This window comes from Hydrogenimonas thermophila (genome assembly GCF_900115615.1).
Taxonomy (GTDB): Bacteria; Campylobacterota; Campylobacteria; order Campylobacterales; family Hydrogenimonadaceae; genus Hydrogenimonas; species Hydrogenimonas thermophila.
The window spans coordinates 1-23,102 of sequence record NZ_FOXB01000036.1; the positions used below are offsets into that span (position 1 = coordinate 1).

Below are 23,102 nucleotides of genomic sequence, written 5' to 3' on the forward strand. Positions count from 1 at the left end.
GTATTGATAAAACCATTGACAATCAAGAGACTACAACACACTACTATATATCAAATGAGTATAATGATGCAAAAACTTTTTTAACAAAAATTCTTTATGAATGGAGTGTTGAAACAATGCACTTTTACAAAGATACTGCATTAAATGAAGATAAATGCAAAGTCAATAAAGGTGCTTTTGCATTATCTATTCTTAGAAGCTTCGTTATCAATATTTTACATTTGAATAAAGTTGAAAATATTGGTAGAAAAATTGTTGAAACAACATATGATCTTACAGAAGCTTTAACACTTATTTGTATGACAAGAATCAAGTATGGACTTATTAAATGAATATTAGGGTTGGAATGGGCTAACTAGGAATAATTATGAATAGTAAACCATATATTTTAGCTGTCGATGACATACCTTCAACCCTTGAAGTATTAACAATGGCACTCAATGAAACTAATATAAAAGTTGTATGTACAGGATCTGGTATAGAAGCATTAAAAATTATTAATGATAAAACTCCTGACCTTATCTTACTTGATATTCTAATGCCTAAAATGAATGGGTTTGAAGTCTGCAAATATTTAAAAAGTAAACATAAAACAAAAAACATACCTATCATTTTTTTATCTGCACTCAATAGTACAGAAGAGAAAATAAAGGCATTTGAGGCTGGTGGTGTTGACTACATAACAAAACCTTTTAATATATTAGAAGTTTTAGCAAGAGTTAAAACTCATCTTAAAATTCATCGTATACATGAAGAGATGAATAATCTTATTAAAGAATCATTTCATGAAATTTATACACCTCTTGGAATGATAAAAAGCTCTCTAACTCTCCAAGAGATTGAATATGGAAAAAATGAGTATATACAAAATATTAAAGTAGCAATGTTATCGCTACACTCAATCTATGAAGATATCTATTATGCAATAAAAAAAGATATAAAAACTTATCCTGTTGAATGGATCAATATAGAGAATTTTTTATTAGAAAGAGTAGAGCTATTTAAACCACAAATGAATACAAAGCATTTAAAATATAATCTAATATTCAATACTGAAGATGCAATGATTAAAATACATCCTATTGAGTTAGAACGAATAATAGATAATCTCCTCTCTAATGCAATTAAATATTCAAAAGAGAGTAGCATTATTCAAATAATTGTTTCTCAACTAAATGAGAAAATTGAAATCATAATAGCAAATGAGTCAAAAAAAATAAAAGATATTAAACAACTTTTTAATGAACTTTACAGAGAAGATCAAGCTATCAATGGACTCGGAATAGGACTAAATATTGTCAAAAAAATCTGTGATAAATACCATATTAATATTAACGTAGTTGAAAAAGATGGTACAACAAGATTCATTTTACAATTTAAGGAGAATCAATGAAAATTTTATTATTAGAAGATGAAGATATTTTGAGAAAAAATATTGAAAAATTTTTAATACTCAAAGGGTACAAAGTAGATAGTTTTGATAATGGAAGTCAATTACTAGATATAGCAAATCTATTTGAATATGATTTCTTTGTCTTAGATATAAATGTACCAGATATTGATGGCTTTGAAATTTTAAAATACATAAAAGGGAAAAATATAGAAACTCCTGCAATTTTCATCAGTGGAATGATTGATATTGAGGATTTATCAAAAGGATTTGGATTAGGATGTAGCGATTATCTCAAAAAACCTTTTGATCTAGAAGAGTTGGAACTAAGACTAAAAAATATAAAAAATAGTTTTACAGCACATGAAAGAATTATCCTTTCAAACGGATTGATTTATGATTTTGATGCAAAATCAATTTTCAAAGAGAATAAAATAATAGAACTCTCTAAAAAGCAGAGTATCATATTATATATTCTAATGAAAAATAATGGCAATGTAGTCACTTTTGATACTATAGCTGACTATGCATATGAAGATGACTTTCGTGATATACATACTATTTCAAGCCATATTAGAGATATAAGAAAAATGATTGGTTCTGAAGTAATAAAAAATGTTCGTGGAGTTGGATATAAAGTAGTTTTATAAGTTTTTTAACGATTCTTTCTCTTTTTTCTCTTCTTAAATTTACTTAAAACTTTCCAGTTTATGCAATATATCTGCACTTAATAACACTAAAATGTCCAAAAAGAGAGGGATAAGAGTATGAAAATTTTATGGATAAATGATGAAGCAAGTTTTGTAAGTAGCGTTGAAACATATATATATCAAATTGTACAAGAATTATCGAAAACATATGATGTAGATAACTTTTTGCTTTATGATGTAAGAAATCGTGCAGATATAGATTTTATAAATGCATTCTCATTTGCAACAATAATGGCAAATATAAAAGAGCAAATTGATATAATCAAACCTGACATCATTTATATACATCAAGTTGACAATATTGAGCTTATGCGTGCAATAAGTGAAACAGATGTACCGGTTGTCGCTTTTATTCATAACCATAAACATTTCTGCTTACGTGAACATAAATATACTCTACTTACAAATCAAACCTGTACTAAAGCTGTAGGTCTAGGCTGTTATAGTTGTATTGGTTTTATAAATAAAAGTAACTCATTTCCATATTTATCTATAAATAGAATGTCAGACATTAAAATAGCACAAAAAATACTTAAAAAATTTGACCACATAGTTGTAGGTTCAGAATATATGAAAAACCATCTTGTAATGCATGGCTTTGAGAATGAACGCCTCTCTAATATTAAACTATTCTCACAACCATTGAAACATTATAACAATGATACTTCATCTAGAAATATAAGACATTTTCTTTTTGTTGGTGAATTAGTAAGTGGAAAAGGAGTTGATACACTACTTGATGCATTTAAAAAACTCAAACATAATGATATATTTTTAGATATATGTGGTGATGGAGAAGAGCGTAATGAGTTTGAAGAGAGAGTAAAAAGACTTGGAATATCTAATATAGTAAGATTTCATGGTAAATTAAACTCAAAAAGAATTGAAAATTTTTACTCAAATGCATATGCAGTTGTAATACCAAGTAGAACACCAGAAATATACAATCTTGAAGGATTAGAAGCAATGAAATTTGCTAAAGCTGTAATTGCATCTGATGTAGGCGGTATTAGAGAGTGGCTTAAAGAAGATGAAAATGGAATTACTGTTCCATCAAATGATTCAAAAAAATTGGCTTCAGCACTAAAATTTGCTCTTGATAATCCTCAAAAAATTAAAAAGATGGGGCAGAATGGCTTTGAATTTTACAAGCAAAATTTTAAACCAAATCAACACTGTGAAGAGATTCACAACCTTTTTAATTCAATCATTTTAAAAGAGCCTTGCACTGTTTAAATTTTAACATTGATAAACTCTACAAAAATGCGGCACTCAAATAACCGACAACCTGCGATCTGTCACCACTGGCATCTGCACTGGTTCTATAGTCAAGTACAAGTGGTTTAAGATTAAGATTTTTAGCAGCCATTAACATTGCCTCTATACCTATCTTTCCACAAGCTTCACAACCTTTGTGCAACTCATCTGGGTCTAACTTGGTAACAGCATCTATGCAAATATTGTCAAGTTGTTTTGCTTTTTCTATGTCATAAAAGTGACTCAAATCGGTACTTATGACAACACCTGTTAAATCATCATTTAATGCAAACTCAATAATTGGCACTAGGTTAGCCGGATTTTCATCACCATAGACTACCTCAATAACTTCTGCATTAAGATACTTTTTTATAAACGGCATCTGCACTTCCGTACTATGCTCATGATGAGCATCAGGGAAAAATTTTAGATTAAATTTTTGCATCAACTCATTAACTAATGCACTATCACACTTCAAATCTCCAAAAGGAGTTTCAAAGTATTCAAAATTACCTGCACTACTTCCTGATAAATATACTCTATGACTAGGACCTATGACAACAACACGCTTTAAACCACTGTTAGCAAGAATTCTGTATGCAATATTTGCAGTAAAACCACTATATACATACCCTGCATGAGGTACTATAACTGCCCTGCTTTTTGTCTCTAAAAGAGTTTTGTCTATATGCTTTTCTAACAGTTCATTATAGTAAGAAAACATCTCATCAATAGTCTCTGCACTTGATGGATAAAACTGCCCTGCTACAGCTGCTTCTCTAACTTTCATCTAAAAACTCCTTCTATAGCTCTATTGCAGTTTGGACAATGCCCTTCTAAAAGATTATTTACAATCATTTCAAAACCACTTCGTCCAATCAAAAGTTCTCTGCACTCTGGGCAGTAAGTATTCTCACTTACAGGAACATTTCCCATATATACATAGTAAAGACCTGCTTTTTTAGCAATATATCTTGCTCGTTTAAGTGTTTCAATGCCTGTCCATTTATGATCCATCATTTTGTAATCAGGATGAAATGCACTCAAATGCCAAGGCACATGTTTTCCTAAATCATTTGCTATAAACTCTGCCATTTCAGTCAAATCTTTGTCACTGTCATTCTCTCCCTCTATCAGCAGTGTTGTAACCTCAACCCAAATACCAGCATCTACCATTAAACGCAATGTATCTTTAACCGCTTCAAGACCACCTTTAAGAACTTTTTTATAGTAAGATTCACTCCAACTTTTTAGATCAACATTTGCCGCATCTAGCCAACTCTTCATATCTTCAATAACTTCAGGAGTCTCAAAACCATTTGTAACAAATATATTTTTTATACCACTTCTCTTTGCCAAAATCCCTATATCTCTTGCATAAGGGTAGAAGATAGTCGGCTCATTGTAGGTATATGCTATAGAGTTTGTACCATTTTCCAGTGCAAGTTGAACCATCTTTTCAGGAGAGATATAAAAGTCATCTCTAACAACACTACTTTGTGAAATTTGCCAATTTTGACAAAATGGACACTTGAAGTTGCACCCTACTGTACCAAAAGATAATGCTGTAGTTCCTGGTAACATATGGTAAATTGGTTTTTTCTCTATAGGATCAATATTAAGAGCTGAAGGATGACCGTAAACCAAAGCAGAAAGCTTGTTTGCTTCATTTTTATTAACTCCGCAAACTCCAACTTGTCCATCTTTCATCTTACAATAGTGCCTGCAAAGCAGACAAACAATACGTCCACTTCTTGGTTCACATTTATAATAATCCATAAAAGCTCTCCTTACTTTGCCTCCTATTTAACTGGTTCTACTTTACCTTCTATATTCCATCCACTGTATGGTGAACCAGGTAAATCTATACTGCTTGCTACATTTGGATCAAATAGAATTAAATCTGCATCATAACCCTCTTTGATGAATCCTTTATGACTTTCTAAACCAATAAGTTTGGCATAATTTCCAGAAGTAAGTTTAGAAAGTGTTGGCATATCAATATACCCTGGTTTAACAAGATATGTATATATAAGCGAAAGATAACTGTTTAAGCCATCTATTCCATATGCAGCTTCAGCAAAAACAGCATCTTTCAAACTGGCTGAAACTGGTGTATGTAGAGATGTAAAAACTTCTAAGTCTCCATTTTTTAAATACTCCAACATCTCTATTCTACTCTTTTCATCTCTTAAAGGTGGCCAAATTTTACCGCCGGTATTGTAGTTATCACAAACCTCATCATTAAGTAAAAGATGATGAATTGAAGCTTGGGCATAAAGTCTTGGATTTTTGGCACAAAGTTTCAATGTTCTTGGAGTTGATGCAGCTAAAATAACAACATCTACCCCATAAAACTCTGCCAACTCCCCTATGCGTGCAACTTGAGATGACTCAGCAACATCAGGAACGCCTCCAAGCCCTAAACGACTAGATACTTCTCCTTCATTCATTACCCCCTCACCTTGTAAAGCCAAATCTTTAGCTCGGCAAAAAAGTTTTATACCATACATTGATGCATACTCCATTAAACGGCGTATCATATTGCCATCAATACTGCTTTCAAACTCTATGCCAACAGCTCCCTCTTTAAGTAAAATGGAAATATCACTAAGCTTACCATCCTCTTTAATACCTGCTATTAAATTTAATACTTTTGCTCCATTGCAAAGCGCTGCTTGCGACTTTGCAAATTCAAGTGTAATCTCATTATCAATAGATGGTGTACAAAACGATGACAGTACTACAGTTCCAAAACCATTTGCTTTTGCTTTGCAAGATAGTTTATCAATAGTGCCGCCTCTTAACTTTGAATCCATAACACCTAAACCAATATCTATCATTGCAGGCAGCAAATATTTGCCATTAGCGTCAATATACTCACTTCCACTCAAATTTTCTGCAATTTTGGCAATTTTTCCATTCTCTACACTAACATCTAATTCTAAAACAGCATCAGGTGTTACAACTTTTGCATTTTTGATTATCATGCCAATCCTTCAACATATTTTGATAAAATTATAGAACAATCGAGTTGAAAGAGAGGGAAAATGGTTAGATTTTTACTTTTTTTTATGCCTTTTATGCTTTTGGCAAATGAAAATATTGGTGAAAAAATCTATATGACAAAAGGTTGCTATGGCTGTCACGGTACAAAAGGTGAAGGAATAGGCACTTACCCAAAACTGGCAGGAAAACCTGCAACTTTACTGATTGAGAGACTAAATAAACTTAATAAAGGTATTGGTCAAACAAGCAAGAGAGATTTAATGATCCCATTTGCAAAGGCTCTTAATAAAAAAGAGATTGAAGAGGTTAGCAAATATCTAAGCCTTATCAATATTAATGATAAAGGCGAAGATATAGCCGATGAATATTTAGGAGGTTTTGGTTCATAAATTAGAGTGATATAATCTCTAAAAACTCAGAGGGTGACTTATACCCGGACACCCTTTTATGTTTTATCTCCTCTCCATTTTTAAAAAACAAAATTGCAGGTGGTCCAAATATACCAAAATATTTCATCATCCTCTTCTGTTCTACTGAGTTTTGTGTTACATCAACTTGATAGAGGTTATAACCATTCAATGCATCAATGACTTTTTTATCTTTAAAAGTACTATCTTCAAGCTCTTTACAGCTTACACACCAGTCTGCTCTGAAATCTACCATTACAGGTTTGTTACTATTTTTAATTTTTACAAGTAAATCATCTAGAGATTTAACAGTTTCAAATTGTAATGCTCTTGTTAACTCAACATTACCGTAAGATCTTTCTTTTATAACTTGTAGAGGATCAATAGGATTTTTAGCACCTGTAAATGTACCAAAAAATAAAAAAAGACCATAAATAAAAAATAAAAGACCAACTCCTTTTAACAATGCATTCCAGCTTCGCTCACTTCCAAGAGGCTCAAATGCACCCATATAGACAGAACTTATAATAAATAGTATTGACCAAAGTCCCATAGTTAAAGTTTCAGGAATAATTCTAGAGAGCATCCAAATGGCTACTCCTAGCATAACAACACCAAAAATTTTGCTTACTGTTGTCATCCATCCGCCTGGTTTAGGCATAAATCTACCTGCACCCATACCAATTAAAACAAGTGGAGCCCCCATACCAAGGCTCATTACAAATAGAGCTGCTCCCCCTAAAAGAGCATCACCTGTTTGACCAATATAAATTAATGCTCCAGCTAAAGGAGGTGCAACACAAGGTCCAACAATAAGTGCAGAAAGAAAGCCCATGATGGCAACACCTACAATGCCACCTTTTTTGCCTGCTTCATCGCTTGTTTTACTTAGTCTGCTTTGAATTGAAGCAGGTAGCCCTATCTCATAGAAACCAAACATAGAAAATGCCAGTGCTACAAATAGAAGTGAAAATAAAGATATAACCCAAGGGTTTTGCAAAGCAGCCTGTATATTTGCACCAAAAAGACCTGCTAAAACACCTGCTAAAGTATAGGTAAATGCCATAGATAAAACATAAACCAATGAGAGCCAAAAGCCTCGTCTAGCTGTCATCCCCTCACCCTGCGCAACAATAATAGATGAAAGAATAGGGATCATAGGAAAGATGCATGGAGTCAAAGCAAGCAAGAGTCCAAATCCAAAAAATGTCAAAAGTACAATACCAAAGCTTTTAGATTTAAGAGTAGAAGCTATTGACTCCTCTTCAGACAAAAAATTACTTTCAGATTTTTGACCTTTCTCTTCCGATACTGCCGGTGTTGACAAAGTAAAATTATACTCTTTAGTTACAGGAGGATAACAGACACCTCTGTCAGAACACCCTTGATAGGTTAAAACAAATGTTACATCTTTACTGTTCTGTGATTTTAAAATTAGAGGAATTTTTACCTTAAACTCTTTTGTATATATCTCATCACCAAATTCATCTTTCTCAGCCGCTGGAAGAGTATATTTTCCTAACTCTACTTCTCCTACTGGTTTAACATCAAACTTAAGTGCATCTTTTGTCAGATGAATATGATCAGCCATATTAATCTGAACAAAAACTTTATTATCTTTCAATGTTACAGCAGGATGAAAAGCATCATCAACACTTAAAAACCCTGCATAAAGACTTATGGCAAAAAGAATAGAAATCATAATTCTTCTCATTGGAAATCCTCTAAAATGGAATTATGCTATTAAACCATACTTTATGTAATAAAAGTGTAAAAAAAGCATACTTAAATTTTATAATTTATCCCTTTTATTTATTATGACGTGATTTTAATTACAAATAACGTCATATTAGATTTTTCTCTACTTAATAAAAAACAAAAATAAAATTTAAATAATATTTATTTATTTTAAAAGCTCATTTTAAAAAGATTTATCTATTAGTTTTAATTTTACTCAATGCATAACTTTTATAAAATCAAATAAAAAAAGGCTCTTACTATGTCTAACAGACTAAAATATGAAGACTCTCCTTACTTACAACAACATGCAGAAAACCCAGTAGACTGGTACCCTTGGTGCGCTGAAGCATTTGAAAAGGCAAAAAAGGAAAATAAACCTATATTTCTCTCTATAGGATACAGCAGTTGTCACTGGTGCCATGTAATGGAGCATGAAGTATTTGAGAATGAAGAGATTGCAGAATACCTTAACAAATACTTTGTCTCTATAAAAGTTGACAGAGAAGAGAGACCAGATATAGACAAACATTTTCAAAGTGTACATCAACTCCTTAACCAACGTCCCGGAGGATGGCCAGCTTCTATATTTTTAACACCTGATTTAAAACCTTTCTTTGCAGGAACATACATTCCTCCGGTACGCAAATATAATATGATGGGATTTTTGGAACTTATTGAAGTTATTCATAAAAAGTGGAGTAGTGAACCTGAAACTATTGTTAAAAATGCAGATGAGATTCAACGCTTTCTTCAACCAAAAGATGGTCCTGTAAAAGCAACTCCTTTGGATTTGACAATTATAGACAGAACTATAGATAAAACCAAAGATAGCTATGATCCTGTTTATGGAGGCTTTTCAAAAGCTCCAAAATTTCCTCACTCTTCTACTATAAATCTTTTATTAGATATATACCAACTAACTGAAAATGATGAAGTGCTAAATATGGCAATAAATACACTGAAAAATATGGCAAAGGGTGGAATTTACGATCTCATTGATGGTGGGTTCTGTCGCTACAGTACAGACGATTTTTGGTTGGTACCACACTTTGAAAAGATGACATACGATAATGGTTTGCTAAGTGAGAGTTATCTGCGTGCTTACCGTGTAACTGGTGATCCACTCTTTTTACACATTGCTGAAGATATCATAATGTTTATGAAAGACAAAATGATGCAAGACAATCTATTCTACTCTGCAAGTGATGCAGATACAGAAGGAGAAGAGGGAAAATATTTTGTATACAGTTATGATGAGGTTAAAAATGCCTTAAAACAGAATGGGTTTGATGAACCAGAAGTAAAAGAGATTTTAAATGCTCTTTCCATTACACCAGAAGGCAACTTTGAAGGTAAAAATATTGTTAGAAATGAGAAATTAGAGAGTTATGAATGGTGGACTAAAGTACGTCGCATTCTAAAACTTATAAGAGCATCAAGAACCTACCCTTTTATAGATAAAAAGGTAATAACTTCTTGGAATGCTATGATGATCAAATCTCTATTTATGGCATCTGAAATAAATGAACGATACCTTAGAAATGCAAAACAAAGCCTACAAGCACTACTCGATCTGATGTTCAAAGACAACACTCTCTACCACTCTGTTTTAATTGGTAAAACTCCTACAATCGAAGCATTTTTAGAAGATTACGCTTACTTGTGTGATACTCTGCTACAGGCATACCAGACTACAATGGATGAAAGCTATCTGGTAACTGCACAAAAGATTGCTGAACAAGCTATTGATCTATTCTATGAAAGTGGTAAATGGTACTTTAGTAAAGGTGAATTTCCTACAGAAGCTGATCTATCCGACTCAAGTTACCCAAGCAGTGCTGCTATTATGACAAATGCTCTATTGACACTTGGTGCCTTACTTGATACCAGATATAGAGAGATTGCATACAGATCAATGGAGTACAGCTCTATAAAAATAGTCAAATATCCAGTATGGCATGCAGCATTTGTAAAAGCTGTAATTCGCTATCTTAAAGAAGATATAGTAATAAAATCAACTCCATCAAACCTAAATGAATTGAAAAGTTCTATAAATGATCTTCAGTTCCCTTATATACTCTTAAAAAGTGATGAAAATCACAACTATTTAGTATGTAATCAGCAGAGTTGCTTTGCCAATGCAACAAGTTCAGAGGAGCTACTTCAAACATTAAAATCAATATTTCAAAAATAGTATATTATGTTTTAAGAGAGGAACATGTTAAACAAAAAAGATAGAATTTTACAAATATCTGTACTTATAACTGAACATAAAAGCGATATTTCAAAAGTATGGATAGACAAAACCAGTGTAAAAGAGATATTTATATCATACTCCATAAGTAGCAAATATTTTACTACACATTATGCCTTTAAAATAATTGAACATTTTGCAGAGGTGATGAGTGGACAACAACCTGTTGGAAATTCACCTACAATGAATGACTTTATAAAATTTATGTTTGACAAAGAGATTACTGCAAAAGAGATTTTTTTGATCTTTATGGGATTCAGACGCTCTCTTTTTCGATTTTTAACAAATAATAAACTTATTGAAGCAAAAGATAAGTGGCTGATTGAAGCTCTTTCAGAACTTTTTGATAAAAACCTTTCAAGCAGTCTTGAGTATTTTGACTCACTTCATATTAAAAAAGAGATAGAAAAACAGAAAGAAGAGGATGCTCATATATATGCCAAACGTTTGCAAACAATTCTTGACTTGCAAGAAAAATTAATTTTCAAAATAAAAGATGGAAAACTTTATTTGGCAAATAGAGCATTCTTAGAAGCTATTGGAATACTGGACAAAGAAGAGTTTGAAAAAAAATACTCAATTGTATGGGAGTTTATAAAACGTGTAAACCGCTTTACATCACTATTTGAATCTAAAAATTATGATCAATGGATAAAAAAACTTATAGTAAAATATGAAGGAACTTGCGAAGCAGTTATTTTTGATCGTCGAATAAATCGGACAATTTTAACTCAAATGAAAATCAAACCATTACCTACTGAAGAGAGTTTAGAATATGTTGTAACATTTGATGATATTACTGAAAGAAAAAAAGAGATTCACTCTCTTACTCAAATGGCACTTACAGATGCTCTAACAGGAGCACCAAATAGAAGAATGTTTGAAAAGAGGATCAATACTGCATTTCAAGAGTTCAAAAATAAAGATAAACCATTCTTTTTAGTAATAATTGACTTAAATAAGCTTTCAGAAATAAATAAGCATTTTGGTAGAGAAACAGGAGATGCCTTACTGAGATCTTTTGTAGAAGAGACCATGAAAACTACAGATGAAAAACACTTCTTTGCACGAGTAGATGGTGATCAATTTGCATTAATAGTTAATGATAAAGAAGTTGAGAATGTAAAAAAATATTCAGAAAAAATAAAAAGCATATTACATTCTATTCACTATTTTAAAAAAGAGTCTGCAGAAGCCGACATTGCAATTGTCAGATGTCAAAAAGATGACAACCTAAGAACAATGATGCTTAGAGCTGAAAAAATTATTCACATAATACAAGAGAATAATGATTCAAAAATTATGGATGATCGTGATCTTGTAAAACAAGAAAAGATTTTTAAAGAAGCCAGAGAAAAATTCATTAATAGTTGTAAATTACTTTTAGATACTGCAAAAACAATTGAAATAGTAAATTTCTATATGGAAATTCCCATTCAATCAGATGGTGAAATCATTAAAATTATGGAAGACACCATTTGGATTAAAATAAGGAAAGTTGCATTTCATGCTCTCCAACGCAATGAAAAAGTTTTTATTAAAAGAGATGAAAAACCACACTTTCAAGCTAGAGTTACAGACTTTAATATAGAAAAATCAGCTATCCTTATAAGCAATATGATTCCGGTGGATCAATCTCCACTTGAAAGAAGAAATATACATGTAAAATTAGAGCCATATATAGAAGCAGTAATTAAATATGATAAAATTCAGATGCCTGTATTCATAGATACTGTATCAATTGACTCAATAACATTTAGAACTGCTCATATATTAAACTTAAAAGTATCAGACCACTTATTAATAGAAACTATATTAAGATGGGATGGAAAAGAAGTACCTATAACACTCTCAGGCTCTATACTTAAAATAAAAGAGAAGAGTGACACATTTAAAATTGTTATGTTATTAGAACAGTCAAAAGAGATTGATGAAACACTTGCTCCATATATAGCACATCGACAAATTGAAATAATAAGAGAACTTCAAGATTCAATTTTATAACTTTAACCTTGTTCTAACAATCACCCACTAAGACTATTATTTCTTAGATGGGTAATTGAGTAATATTTATACCAAGTAATCTAAGATCTCAAGTTTTAAATCTATTCAACTTATTATTTAAATCTTTTGCTAATCTATTTACCTGTTCACTTAAATTTTTAATCTCTTCTGTACTATTTATATTTTGCTGTGATAGCTTATTGACTAAATCTATATGAGATAATATTTTTTCAGTATTACTTGCCAAAACAGTAGATGCTTCCAAAGACTCTTCTGCAATTGTATATGCATTTTCAACAATAGCAGAAGTTGATTCAACCTCTTTATTTGTATCACTGGCTACAGAAGTTAATTTTTCTATATTCCTTGAGTTTTTATTCATAGATTCACTTACATTTGATATCTCTTGAACAATCACATTAATAGTTGACTCAATTTCAATAAGTGACTTCTGTGTCTGTTCTGCAAGTTTTCTAACCTCTTCTGCCACTACAGCAAAACCTCTACCATGTTCTCCTGCTCTAGCTGCTTCAATAGCTGCATTTAATGCAAGTAAATTGGTTTGATCAGCAATATCAGAAATAATATTCAATACATTTCTGGTATTTTCAGCACTGCTACTTAGTGCATTAAGCTTTTCTGCAAGTTCTAAACCTATATTAGCTTCTGTTTGTACCTCTTCTACCAAAAGAGAAATTTTCTCTCTTACAACTGAAAGATTGCTATTAACTCTTTTAATATCATCTCGACTATTTTTTGCAGACTCAACAGTTGAAAAAAGTATCTCTTTCATATTTTGCCCCATCTCTGTTACTTCTTTAACTGCTGAAATCTCTTCAAGAGAACGTATATTAATTTCAATAGATTTCTTATTAAGATTTTCTGATATTGACAAATTTTTTATGCTGACTTGCTTAGCATCATTTATAGCATCATGAACTTTTGCAATAAATGCATCAATCCACTTTCCTGCAACAGATAATTCATCACTTTTAGAAAAGTTAAGTCTTTTTGTTAAATCACCATCATCACTTGCTATATCTTTAGCTCTATTTGATAAAACACGTAGAGGTTTCAAAAGCTCTTTTTCAAAAAATATTGAAAAACCTATAATTGCTAAAATAGATGCAATTATCATACTTGTAATAATAATAGTTTTAAAAGTATTAATTTCTTGATCAATTGTATCTAATGATAATTCAAGCTCCATTACACCTAAAACATCACCTACATTTGAATTTGTATGACAAGAAAGACACTCTTTCGTAGCAATAAGAGGTTTTAACTGTTTTAATATATGTTCTTCATTTTCAATCTCTAAAATAACCTCTTTACCTGTTTTAAATACTTTTTGAATCTGTTTATTCTTTGTAAATGACTCATTTAAACCAAAAAAATCTATAACTTTTTTTGATTTTGATACATCTATTTTTTTTATTCCTTTTATCTTTTTTATTTTATTTAATGTATCATTAACTACAGCAGGATCACCAAAATTCATACTAGTTCTTATAGAGACAAATATTGAATCACTTAGAGTACTCATAGAATTACTTGCAGAATTTTTTATTATTGAGTTAAAACTATAAAAAATATATAAAGAAAGTGTTACTGTTCCTATGGCAAAAAATGTCAAAAGTGTAAATATAAACTTTGATTTTATTGTTTTAAGCATAATCTACTCCTCTATAGATTAAATGGCTAACTTCAAGATATCATATTTAAATTTAAGTTATCTTTATTGTATGAATATTATCTATTCTTAGTACTCTTTATATAGATACAAAATTTAAAATCTTTTTCTTCTACGAGTTATCCGCCACATTAACCATAAAAGTGCTAAACCAGCTGCTATAGCTCCTAAAACCTGTACCCAAGCACCTATTCTCATAGTTTTATTTAAAATATCTTTATGCATTTTATTATCAATATCAACCCCTGCAGTCTCAGCAACATGATGCATTAAAGATACTGCCAAATCATCATTTGGAATAGTTTTATGACAACTCATACAGACACCACGTCTATCAAGTTTTGCTCTAGTCTCATTATCAAGAGGTCCTGAAAGTTTAAAATGAGTTCCTACCGACTGCAATTGTGTACCATTCTCATCTACAAACCTGCTCCAATCTATAGTTAAATTATCTATTTTTGGCTTTTGTATTGTAAATTTTTTAGGTATCACTTTACCATCTGCTGTCATTAAATCTACAATCAAATCTTCGTCTAAATCACTCATATACTTTCCACCGCCTATGCCATACCCAAGAGCTGCAGGATTAGCATGACAACTTTCACAACTTCTCGCCTCTTTTTGTACAGTATGAGAATGTACAGGAGACATATCTATGCCCAGTTGACCTGATTTACCAGCACCTTCAACATTAGGAATTTTAAATATATGATTTTGCAGCAGTGCTTTTCCATCTTTTCCAATAACAGTTACCGTAGTTTGACATCCAGGTATAGTAGGCGAAATACGACCTTCACCATTTTGACTTAAAGGTGGATTTTCCCAGCGTAAAAAACTCCTTGTTTCACTAACTTTACCCTCTATCAAATGCTCTTTAAGAGTGCCTCTCATTGTAGCAGTTACACCGTGTATATCATGGTCATGTGCTGCTGCAAGCCAGTCAGTATGTTTTTCACCTTTTGAGTAATCGATCTTAATATGACATCCATAACACTGTGGTGCCCATGTATCGTGACAAGTATAACACTCCAATCTGTCGTTATGTTTTTTGATTTCATCCATTGCAACCAGACCCTCTTTTGAAATCTTTCCTTCTGATTTCAAAAGTTTAAGAGGTTTTAAACGTATATCTTTACCACTTGCTAAATGAACAATAATCTCATTGCCATCTTTTACAACATTTTGATAAGGGTTTCCTCTTGCTGTAATTAAATAACCATCTTTAGGGTTATACGTAGTACCTTTTTTCAGATAGTCGGCTAAAGTTTTTGTAACACCTCTTGGTTTACCAGATGCTGGTTTTGTATCAAACTCATCACTATACCCTAATGGAAGCTCCCAAGGATACCTTCTTGTTGTTCCATGACAATCTTGACACTCTATCTCTACAGGTGCAAGTGTAGAACCTGCTAAAAATCCATCACCGTGAAGATCGTTTGATGTATGACAATCCTGACACAGCATACCTTTTTTATAATGAACATCTTCTTTTAAATGTAAGTAATGCTTTGTATGTAGTTTTGGCTGATTATTACCTTCTTTATCGTATGTAGGAGTGTAAGCTGTCTCCATAATGCCTTGATAACTTACACCTATACGCTTACCTCTGTTGTGACAAGTAGTACAAGTTTCAACAGGTACACCGGTATAGCTTAAATTATGAACTGTTACTTTTGCATTTCGTGATGACTGAATTTGGTGAACCAGCATATGTCCTGGTTCATCTTTTCGTATAGTTGGATCATTACCTTCATAGTAGCCATTGTTTGAATATGGAATATGACAACTAGAGCAACCTATTCCTCTAAAATCACCTCGTTTTTGCCGACCTTTGCTTCCTGTATGACAACGTAAACACTCCTGTCTTAGATATGTAAAAACAGCAAGTTGTGGATTCTTTTCAACCTCTTCAGCTGTTGGAGCCTTTGGGAGCTCTTTCATCTTTTCAGGATATACTTGAGGATTTAAATTATGTAGTTTTTGCATATATTTTTTATAGGCTATTGTTCCAAGCCTTTTGTGAGGATCATCAGGATTTTTCGTAAAGTAATTGCCTATATCGTGCTTATAACCATTTATTCCGCCAAACCCCCAAAGAGTTCCCTGAATCTTACCCTGCTCAGTCATCATCAAACTATTCATCTGCGCCATTACCTGCTCTTTATGGCACATACCACAACTGTTTTTATTTATCCAGGGACTTCCAGGATCAGGGTAAAACTCTTTAGGTCCGGAATGTGTTTTAAAATATGCTATTGTTCCACTATGAGCTTGTAACTTTGTTACCGCTTCAGGGTTCCCACCATGACATACAATACAACTATTGCCTTCTGCTCCAGCCTCTTTTGCCTTTTTAGCAATTGCTTTTGCCATTTTGGTATGAGGTTCTCTTATATCCTCTATTCCTTTATGACACTTCAAACAACTGTTTGCATAAGATGCAGAAATAATAAATATAACTAATAAAATATGTCGGATCATAGCAGCTCCTTTGATAATAAATCCTATCATAAATAGGATCAGAAACTGCTAAAAACTATATTAACTACATCTCATTACACGTCTAGCACAAGATCCTCGATCATTCTCACCAAGCTCAAAACAGACTTTATCACCTTCATTAAGATCAAAAAGATCTACATCCACAAGATCACTATAATGAAAAAATAGATTTTCCCCTCCATTTTCAGGACGAATAAATCCATAACCCTCTTTAATAGCTTGAACAGTTCCGCTAAGTGAAGATTTTGACCTACTCTTATCAAGTGATGAAGCATAATTGGTTGCAGATAAAAATAGATCATTTATCAAAGGATCAGACTTTCTGGCTCTATCTTCAATTAAAACATTCATTAAAATAGGGTAATTTGCCTCATTTAGCAAAGTTTGTGCCGTACGTGTCTGACGCTTATTGCCATGGTTGTCAGTATATTGAAAATCCCATCCTAAAACACAAACCCTTGTACCTAATGTATTTAGTTTGCGAACAAGCGGTAAATAGTCACCATCACCTGCAATCAAAACTACCACATCAAACCGTTTATGAATGGCAAGTTCAAGTGCTTCAAGAGCTAGCCAAACATCAATCCCTTTTTCCCCTCCGGTAGAAAGAGGTAAAAAGTGTGAAACTATTCCTTCTCGCATTAAGACTTCATCAAATTGTCTCTCACGAAAAAGTGCATTTCTCTGTTGTGCCTCTAATGCACTCAGTCTTCCTCTAAAGTAGTGTGCATCAACAATTCTACAACGTTCAGAAGAGACACCTTCAGCTTTTGATATTTCGTGCACAATAAACCGATGCAACCCTGAAACACTTATTCTGCTCTTTCTAGGGTGTTCATACATATAGTAGTTACTTACATGAGAAAAATAGTTACCATCATAAAATATACCTATACGAAGAAGTTTGCTTTTTTCATTTGTATAATCAATCATTTGTATCCTTAAATTGAAAGGTAATTTGTAAGTATATCATTCCATCTTTTCAATTTAACTTCAAAAGATAACGCAGCATAAGCGGGTGAAGGTGAAGGTAAAAGAGAGGTCGGTAACTCTATACTTTTTGAAAAGTGTTTTTTAAAAAGCTGTTCTGCTTTTCTTCCGGTAAACAAAATTGCCTCTATATTTGGAAAATTTTTCAAAAGAGACTCTATATCGTTTGGTTTACTCTTTTTTAGGTTTGAATCAGCAGAATTTTTACGCTCACAAGACTCTATAACATCCCATAAAGCAATATTGGAAGTTCTTAAAAGCTCCAGTCTCTCTTCAAGTGAATTTGCAGGTTTTTTAAATATAGCAGAAAGAATAGGCCAAAACTGGTTTCTAGGGTGTGCATAATAGAAGTTGTTTTCAAAAGATTTTATGCTTGGAAAAGATCCGAGTATTAGAATTTTTGAGTTTTCATCTATAATAGGATCAAATGAATGAACGGCAGGAGTTGTACCTGCCGTCAAGGATGTCGAAGAATTATTCGACTTCAGCATCGATGATGTCGTCATCTCCGCCTTTTTTAGCACTACTTCCAGCATCACCAGCTGCTTGTGCGCCACCCTGCTCTTTTTTATACATAGCTTCAGCAAGTTTATGGCTCACTTCAGTTAAAGCTTTAACTTTCTCTTCAATCTGCTCTTTAGTAGCACTCTCATCTTTTAGAACCTCTTTAAGAGCATCTACTGCTGCTTGAACTTTCTCTTTTTCAGCAGCATCAAGACTATCGCCAACTTCACTTAAGCTCTTTTCAGTCTGGTAAACTAGAGCATCTGCCTGGTTCTTAGTCTCAATTAACTCTTTTCGCTTGCGGTCTTCCTCTTTATGTGCTTCCGCATCACGAACCATTTTTTCAATCTCTTCTTCGCTAAGTCCTGAAGAACCAGTAATCTTGATCTCTTGAGACTTACCAGTCGCTTTATCTTTAGCGCTAACAGTCAAGATACCGTTCGCATCGATGTCAAAAGTAACCTCAATTTGAGGAACACCTCTTGGAGCTGGTGGAATACCTGCCAACTCAAACTGTCCAAGAGATTTGTTGTCTTTAGCCATTTCACGCTCACCCTGAACTACGTGAATAGTAACTGCCGGCTGATTATCTTCTGCTGTAGAGAAGACTTGAGACTTTTTAACTGGTATTGTTGTACCTTTTTCAATAACTTTGGTAGCAACACCACCAAGTGTCTCAATTCCAAGACTAAGAGGTGTAACGTCAAGCAATAGAACATCTTTAACATCACCTTTTAAGATACCACCTTGGATAGCCGCACCAATTGCAACAACTTCGTCAGGGTTAACAGACTTGTTCAACTCTTTTCCAAAGAAGTTTTTAACCTTCTCTTGAACAAGTGGAATACGAGTTGATCCACCAACCATAACAACTTCTTTAATCTCATCTTTGCTTAGACCAGCATCTTTAAGAACCTCTTCAATCTTAGTAATTGTCTGATCTACAAGATCCATAATTAGGCTCTCAAATTTTGCACGTGTAATTTTCATTACCAAGTGCTTAGGTCCGCTTGCATCAGCTGTAATGAATGGCAAGTTGATCTCAGTCTCTTGAGCCGCTGAAAGCTCTTTTTTAGCATTTTCAGCTGCCTCTTTAAGACGCTGCAATGCCATAACATCAGCTTTTAAATCTATTCCATTCTCTTTTTTAAACTCTTCAGCAACATAGTCGATAAGTCTGTTATCAAAATCGTCACCACCTAAGAATGCATCACCGCCTGTTGCAAGAACTTCAACAACATTATCACCAGTCTCTAGAACAGTTACGTCAAATGTACCACCACCAAGGTCATAAACACAGATCTTCTCTGCATCTTTTTTATCAAGACCATAAGCCAATGCCGCAGATGTTGGCTCGTTAATGATACGAAGTACATTCAATCCTGCAATTGTACCAGCCTCTTTTGTAGCTTTACGCTGAGAGTCATTGAAGTATGCAGGAACTGTAATAACTGCTTCTGTTACCTCTTCTCCAAGATAAGCTTCAGCATCCTCTTTTAATTTCATCAAAATTTTTGCTGAAATCTCTTGAGGTGTATAAATTTTCCCGTCAACTTCAATTGCACAAGCTCCATTTTTATCTACAACATCATATGGAAGACGTTTTTTAGCTTCCGCAGCTTTATCTTCATTACACATTAAGCCCATAATACGCTTAACAGAGTAGATAGTCTTTTTAGGGTTGGTTACCATCTGTCGCTTAGCAGGATCACCAACTAAAATTTCTCCTTTGTCTGTAAATGCTACAACAGATGGAGTAGTATTTTTACCCTCTTTATTTGTAATAATTTTTCCTTCTCCGCCTTCATATACTGCCATTGCAGAGTTTGTTGTTCCTAGGTCAATTCCTATAACTTTTCCCATTTAAATCTCCTTGTTAGATATATTTGTAATTTCTTTGAGTGTATTATACTCAACTTTAAAATCTTTTTCTGCTACTTAAGTAGCAAAACTATTTTAAACTAATATAGGACTAAAGTCCCATCCCCTATTAGGGGTCGAGACTTTAGTCTCACAATCTAATCTACTTAGCTACGCTAACCATTGCAGGACGTAACAACCGCTCTTTGTACATATAACCTTTTTGCAAAACTTGAACAATTTGACCGCTTTCATGCTCATCACTATCTACCTGCATAACAGCATCATGGAAGTTTGGATCAAATCCACCATCAATCTCTATAACTTTAATATGGTGTTTTTCAAAAGTCTTAACAAACTGTTCAAGTGTAAGCTGTACACCCTCTTTAAGTTTAGCAAGATGTTCACTATTCCCATCTTCTGTATCAGGAATAGATGACAATGCCAACTCCAATGAATCAATTACAGGAAGAAGATCACGTGCAAACTGCTCTTGGGCATATGCTACACTCTTCTCTTTCTCACGTTCCATTCGTTTTTTTATATTTTCAAACTCAGCATGCATACGAAGATATTTATCTTCCCATGCTTTGAGTTCATCTTTACATTTTTTCAGTTCACTCTCCTCTTCTGTTTCAGATGAATTAGCATCATCCAAAACATCTTCATTTGACTCTACACTCTCTTCCTCTTTAGTCTCAACTTCTTGGTTTTTCTCTTTATCAGCCATCACGCCTCCTTTCTACTGCTAAATATTTTAGTAAAATCATGATCTATAGCACCAATACAGAGCATCTTAGTTCGACGATCATCTATAACAGCTTCAGTACTTAATGCCATAAACCCTTTTGGCAAAAGCGGATCAAAATGTAAACCTGGAGTCAATTGTTCAACTACATCACCTTCAAGAAAAGATCGAACATATCTTTTTCCCCAGTTACTCTCTTGTCCAGCTACTTTTATTATTACCTCAGTATTTATAGCAGTTATCTCTTCATCATTTTTTGCTCTCATTTTATGATAAAGAGAGATCATACCAACATCACGAGCAATCTGTTTTATTTCATTAATATCATAACCAATCAAATCTTTTAAAAATGACTCCATCTGAGTATGATAACGAATAACATATTCGTCAGAGTCAAATATTAAAATCAAATATTTTTCCGCTACTCTCTCTATTGCTTTTAATTCATTCTCTTTTAACGGTTTGAGCAAAATATAAAGATCTTCTTCCTGAGCTTTTTCAACAAGATTCTCCATTGCACTACAGACAACTTCAAAATTGCGCAAATGTTTACGCCAATACATCTTCATAGTACTCTCTGTAGGAATCCTGCCACTGCTCTTATGAAGTTGGGCAAGCTCTCCCCGTTCAACCATTTTATTAAAGTAGTAACGGATCGTTGCCGGTGCGATATCGAACGGAAGTCTTCCCTTTAACATAGCAGAGCTTATTGGCTCATGTGTCTCCAGAAAAGTTTTTACTACCGTTTCAAGTATCTCTTCATATTTCTTTTTCATTTCACCATTTTAGCACTTATTTCTAAAAATGCCAAGAGGATTATATAACATTTAGTGTACTACTGTCAAGTATATTTATATCATAACTTGCATATAGTTTTTTACAACTAAACACTAAAGATTAATTTTGCAATAATGTAAATAATTAAATAACTTTGAATCTTTTAAATGTAAATCAGGAGAGAAATACTCCGGATAAAATCCGGAGTAATAAAAGTAGAAGAAAAAGAAGTTAATGCTTAATCACCATTAGGACCATCATGACAATCATAACAACTAACCATATGCCCAGCACTGAATGTCTTAGTTCCCCACTCCGTAGTAAATGTTCTTGCACTCATAGTTTTAGATAAAGGTGCACCTTTATAGTCACTACCGTGGCAGGCAGTACAACTTGAAGCACCACCATCTTCTGCAATATCACCATGTCCATCAACCCAAGCTTGTCCAACTGTATGCATTCCGTGTGGTCCTTTATTGCTTGTAAATGGTACTGTTGTGTGACAAGCTGTACACTCTCCTATAGTTCCTGCGTGTCCTTGTGCTTGAATGCTTTGAATATTATCTTCTGCTTTAGCACTTGGGTAGATTGCGTGTGTTGAACCGTGACAAGCTGAACACTGCATATTGCCGTGACCTGTGCTGTATCTGTATAGACTCTTTCCTGTCATTGGTGTATCTGGATTTGTTGCAAAGCGGTTATCTAGTGATGCTCTAAGAGTACCTGTTAGCATATCTGTTACTGCTTCTGTGTAACGCTCTCCATTTTGGTGACAGCTTTGGCAATTTGGTTCATCAAACCAACCTTCACGACTACTGCTTCCTACTGCACTCATTACACCGTGACAGCTTTGGCACTGCATTTTACTTGTACCATCAGGGTTTTTAGCATTTCCCATTGCACCTCTTAAACATTGAGTTGTTGCACCTGGGTGGCAAGTGTAGCAAGCATTTCTGTTTGTACTGTTATTTAGTGTAAGTCCTGTATCTGGGTCTGTAACATCTGCGTGTTTAGAGTGCAGTGCTTGGGTTAATGGTTTTATATCATCAACTCCAGTTCCTGGCAAAGCATTACTCTTATGACAAGATGCACAAAGTATAGGTGTTCCGCTATTGGCTGTTGCTTCCAAACCTTCTGCTTTATAGTTCCAACCTTTTGCGCTTAAAGAGCTATTATGTTCTGCTACAGCTGTTGGGTGTTTTTGATCGTGCAGTCTTAAAATGTTATATTTATAATCTTTCTCTGGATCACTCAAAT

18 protein-coding genes and 1 pseudogene are annotated in these 23,102 nt (G+C 33.3%); 7 read left to right on the forward strand and 12 right to left on the reverse strand.

Going from position 1 to position 23,102, the window contains the following annotated elements:
* From BM227_RS12790 to BM227_RS09850, 4 genes and pseudogenes are all read left to right on the forward strand, one after another.
* Positions 1 to 332, forward strand: a pseudogene (locus BM227_RS12790) (hypothetical protein); the annotation flags it as partial.
* Positions 333 to 367: 35 nt separating this feature from the next.
* Positions 368 to 1,393 (forward strand): hybrid sensor histidine kinase/response regulator, encoded by a 1,026-nt coding sequence (locus BM227_RS09840; protein ID WP_092913495.1) that lies wholly within the window; start codon positions 368 to 370, stop codon positions 1,391 to 1,393.
* Entirely contained in the window at positions 1,390 to 2,040 is a 651-nt protein-coding gene (locus BM227_RS09845) for a response regulator transcription factor (RefSeq protein ID WP_092913497.1), read from the forward strand. Before BM227_RS09840 ends, BM227_RS09845 begins: the two co-directional genes overlap by 4 nt.
* A 117-nt stretch (positions 2,041 to 2,157) precedes the next feature.
* Positions 2,158 to 3,336 (forward strand): glycosyltransferase family 4 protein, encoded by a 1,179-nt coding sequence (locus tag BM227_RS09850; protein WP_092913499.1) that lies wholly within the window; start codon positions 2,158 to 2,160, stop codon positions 3,334 to 3,336.
* A gap of 19 nt (positions 3,337 to 3,355) precedes the next feature.
* Here the strand turns inward: BM227_RS09850 and amrB are convergent, their stop codons facing one another.
* The 3 genes from amrB to BM227_RS09865 are packed head-to-tail and all read right to left on the reverse strand — an operon-like array spanning position 3,356 to position 6,347.
* Positions 3,356 to 4,147 carry an AmmeMemoRadiSam system protein B gene (gene amrB, locus BM227_RS09855; RefSeq protein ID WP_092913501.1) on the reverse strand — a complete coding sequence of 264 codons (792 nt, stop codon included), beginning with the start codon at positions 4,145 to 4,147 and terminating at the stop codon, positions 3,356 to 3,358.
* Positions 4,144 to 5,136 (reverse strand): AmmeMemoRadiSam system radical SAM enzyme, encoded by a 993-nt coding sequence (amrS, locus tag BM227_RS09860; protein WP_092913502.1) that lies wholly within the window; start codon positions 5,134 to 5,136, stop codon positions 4,144 to 4,146. The genes amrB and amrS overlap by 4 nt, the downstream gene beginning before the upstream one ends.
* A 23-nt stretch (positions 5,137 to 5,159) precedes the next feature.
* Positions 5,160 to 6,347: an amidohydrolase family protein gene (locus BM227_RS09865; RefSeq protein WP_092913503.1), complete on the reverse strand. Its 1,188-nt coding sequence runs from the start codon at positions 6,345 to 6,347 to the stop codon at positions 5,160 to 5,162.
* 60 nt (positions 6,348 to 6,407) lie between these two features.
* Here BM227_RS09865 and BM227_RS09870 point away from each other — a divergent pair, with 60 nt between their 5' ends.
* Positions 6,408 to 6,755, forward strand: a complete 348-nt coding sequence (locus BM227_RS09870; RefSeq protein ID WP_092913505.1) for a c-type cytochrome — start codon at positions 6,408 to 6,410, stop codon at positions 6,753 to 6,755.
* A 1-nt stretch (position 6,756) separates the two neighbouring features.
* Here the strand turns inward: BM227_RS09870 and dsbD are convergent, their stop codons facing one another.
* Positions 6,757 to 8,487 carry a protein-disulfide reductase DsbD gene (dsbD, locus tag BM227_RS09875; RefSeq protein ID WP_092913506.1) on the reverse strand — a complete coding sequence of 577 codons (1,731 nt, stop codon included), beginning with the start codon at positions 8,485 to 8,487 and terminating at the stop codon, positions 6,757 to 6,759.
* Between the two features lie 285 nt (positions 8,488 to 8,772).
* Between dsbD and BM227_RS09880 the strand changes: the two genes are divergently transcribed.
* Positions 8,773 to 10,707, forward strand: a complete 1,935-nt coding sequence (locus tag BM227_RS09880) for a thioredoxin domain-containing protein (RefSeq protein ID WP_092913508.1) — start codon at positions 8,773 to 8,775, stop codon at positions 10,705 to 10,707.
* A 24-nt stretch (positions 10,708 to 10,731) separates the two neighbouring features.
* The gene (locus BM227_RS09885) at positions 10,732 to 12,771 is read left to right on the forward strand and encodes a GGDEF domain-containing protein (protein WP_092913510.1); all 2,040 of its coding nucleotides are present in this window, start codon (positions 10,732 to 10,734) and stop codon (positions 12,769 to 12,771) included.
* A gap of 88 nt (positions 12,772 to 12,859) precedes the next feature.
* On the opposite strand, the gene BM227_RS09890 is transcribed toward BM227_RS09885, so the two are convergent.
* The 8 genes from BM227_RS09890 to BM227_RS12795 all read right to left on the reverse strand — a co-directional run.
* Positions 12,860 to 14,446 carry a methyl-accepting chemotaxis protein gene (locus BM227_RS09890; RefSeq protein ID WP_092913513.1) on the reverse strand — a complete coding sequence of 529 codons (1,587 nt, stop codon included), beginning with the start codon at positions 14,444 to 14,446 and terminating at the stop codon, positions 12,860 to 12,862.
* 114 nt (positions 14,447 to 14,560) lie between these two features.
* Entirely contained in the window at positions 14,561 to 16,945 is a 2,385-nt protein-coding gene (locus BM227_RS09895; protein WP_092913515.1) for a multiheme c-type cytochrome, read from the reverse strand.
* 60 nt (positions 16,946 to 17,005) lie between these two features.
* A complete protein-coding gene (locus BM227_RS09900) occupies positions 17,006 to 17,899 on the reverse strand; it encodes an NYN domain-containing protein (protein WP_092913517.1) in 894 nt (297 codons plus the stop codon).
* A gap of 8 nt (positions 17,900 to 17,907) precedes the next feature.
* Positions 17,908 to 18,462, reverse strand: coding sequence for a DNA-deoxyinosine glycosylase (locus BM227_RS09905; RefSeq protein WP_245757055.1), 555 nt, complete (start codon positions 18,460 to 18,462; stop codon positions 17,908 to 17,910).
* Positions 18,431 to 20,323, reverse strand: coding sequence for a molecular chaperone DnaK (gene dnaK, locus BM227_RS09910; protein WP_092913521.1), 1,893 nt, complete (start codon positions 20,321 to 20,323; stop codon positions 18,431 to 18,433). The genes BM227_RS09905 and dnaK overlap by 32 nt, the downstream gene beginning before the upstream one ends.
* Positions 20,324 to 20,483: 160 nt before the next feature.
* Positions 20,484 to 21,050: a nucleotide exchange factor GrpE gene (grpE, locus tag BM227_RS09915; protein ID WP_092913522.1), complete on the reverse strand. Its 567-nt coding sequence runs from the start codon at positions 21,048 to 21,050 to the stop codon at positions 20,484 to 20,486.
* Entirely contained in the window at positions 21,050 to 21,844 is a 795-nt protein-coding gene (locus BM227_RS09920; protein ID WP_092913524.1) for a hypothetical protein, read from the reverse strand. The genes grpE and BM227_RS09920 overlap by 1 nt, the downstream gene beginning before the upstream one ends.
* Before the next feature lie 239 nt (positions 21,845 to 22,083).
* The coding region (locus BM227_RS12795) for a multiheme c-type cytochrome (protein ID WP_483867458.1) at positions 22,084 to 23,102 on the reverse strand (1,019 nt) is incomplete at its 5' end.

Coding starts and splice junctions, on each gene's coding strand:
- amrS (WP_092913502.1), bottom strand. CDS start 5,136: ATGGATTATTATAAATGTGAACCAAGAAGTGGACGTATTGTTTGTCTG.
- BM227_RS09895 (WP_092913515.1), bottom strand. CDS start 16,945: ATGATCCGACATATTTTATTAGTTATATTTATTATTTCTGCATCTTAT.
- amrB (WP_092913501.1), bottom strand. CDS start 4,147: ATGAAAGTTAGAGAAGCAGCTGTAGCAGGGCAGTTTTATCCATCAAGT.
- BM227_RS09840 (WP_092913495.1), top strand. CDS start 368: ATGAATAGTAAACCATATATTTTAGCTGTCGATGACATACCTTCAACC.
- BM227_RS09905 (WP_245757055.1), bottom strand. CDS start 18,462: ATGACGACATCATCGATGCTGAAGTCGAATAATTCTTCGACATCCTTG.
- dnaK (WP_092913521.1), bottom strand. CDS start 20,323: ATGGGAAAAGTTATAGGAATTGACCTAGGAACAACAAACTCTGCAATG.
- BM227_RS09900 (WP_092913517.1), bottom strand. CDS start 17,899: ATGATTGATTATACAAATGAAAAAAGCAAACTTCTTCGTATAGGTATA.
- BM227_RS09890 (WP_092913513.1), bottom strand. CDS start 14,446: ATGCTTAAAACAATAAAATCAAAGTTTATATTTACACTTTTGACATTT.
- dsbD (WP_092913506.1), bottom strand. CDS start 8,487: ATGAGAAGAATTATGATTTCTATTCTTTTTGCCATAAGTCTTTATGCA.
- BM227_RS09920 (WP_092913524.1), bottom strand. CDS start 21,844: ATGAAAAAGAAATATGAAGAGATACTTGAAACGGTAGTAAAAACTTTT.
- BM227_RS09870 (WP_092913505.1), top strand. CDS start 6,408: ATGGTTAGATTTTTACTTTTTTTTATGCCTTTTATGCTTTTGGCAAAT.
- BM227_RS09885 (WP_092913510.1), top strand. CDS start 10,732: ATGTTAAACAAAAAAGATAGAATTTTACAAATATCTGTACTTATAACT.
- BM227_RS09880 (WP_092913508.1), top strand. CDS start 8,773: ATGTCTAACAGACTAAAATATGAAGACTCTCCTTACTTACAACAACAT.
- BM227_RS09850 (WP_092913499.1), top strand. CDS start 2,158: ATGAAAATTTTATGGATAAATGATGAAGCAAGTTTTGTAAGTAGCGTT.
- BM227_RS09845 (WP_092913497.1), top strand. CDS start 1,390: ATGAAAATTTTATTATTAGAAGATGAAGATATTTTGAGAAAAAATATT.
- grpE (WP_092913522.1), bottom strand. CDS start 21,050: ATGGCTGATAAAGAGAAAAACCAAGAAGTTGAGACTAAAGAGGAAGAG.
- BM227_RS09865 (WP_092913503.1), bottom strand. CDS start 6,347: ATGATAATCAAAAATGCAAAAGTTGTAACACCTGATGCTGTTTTAGAA.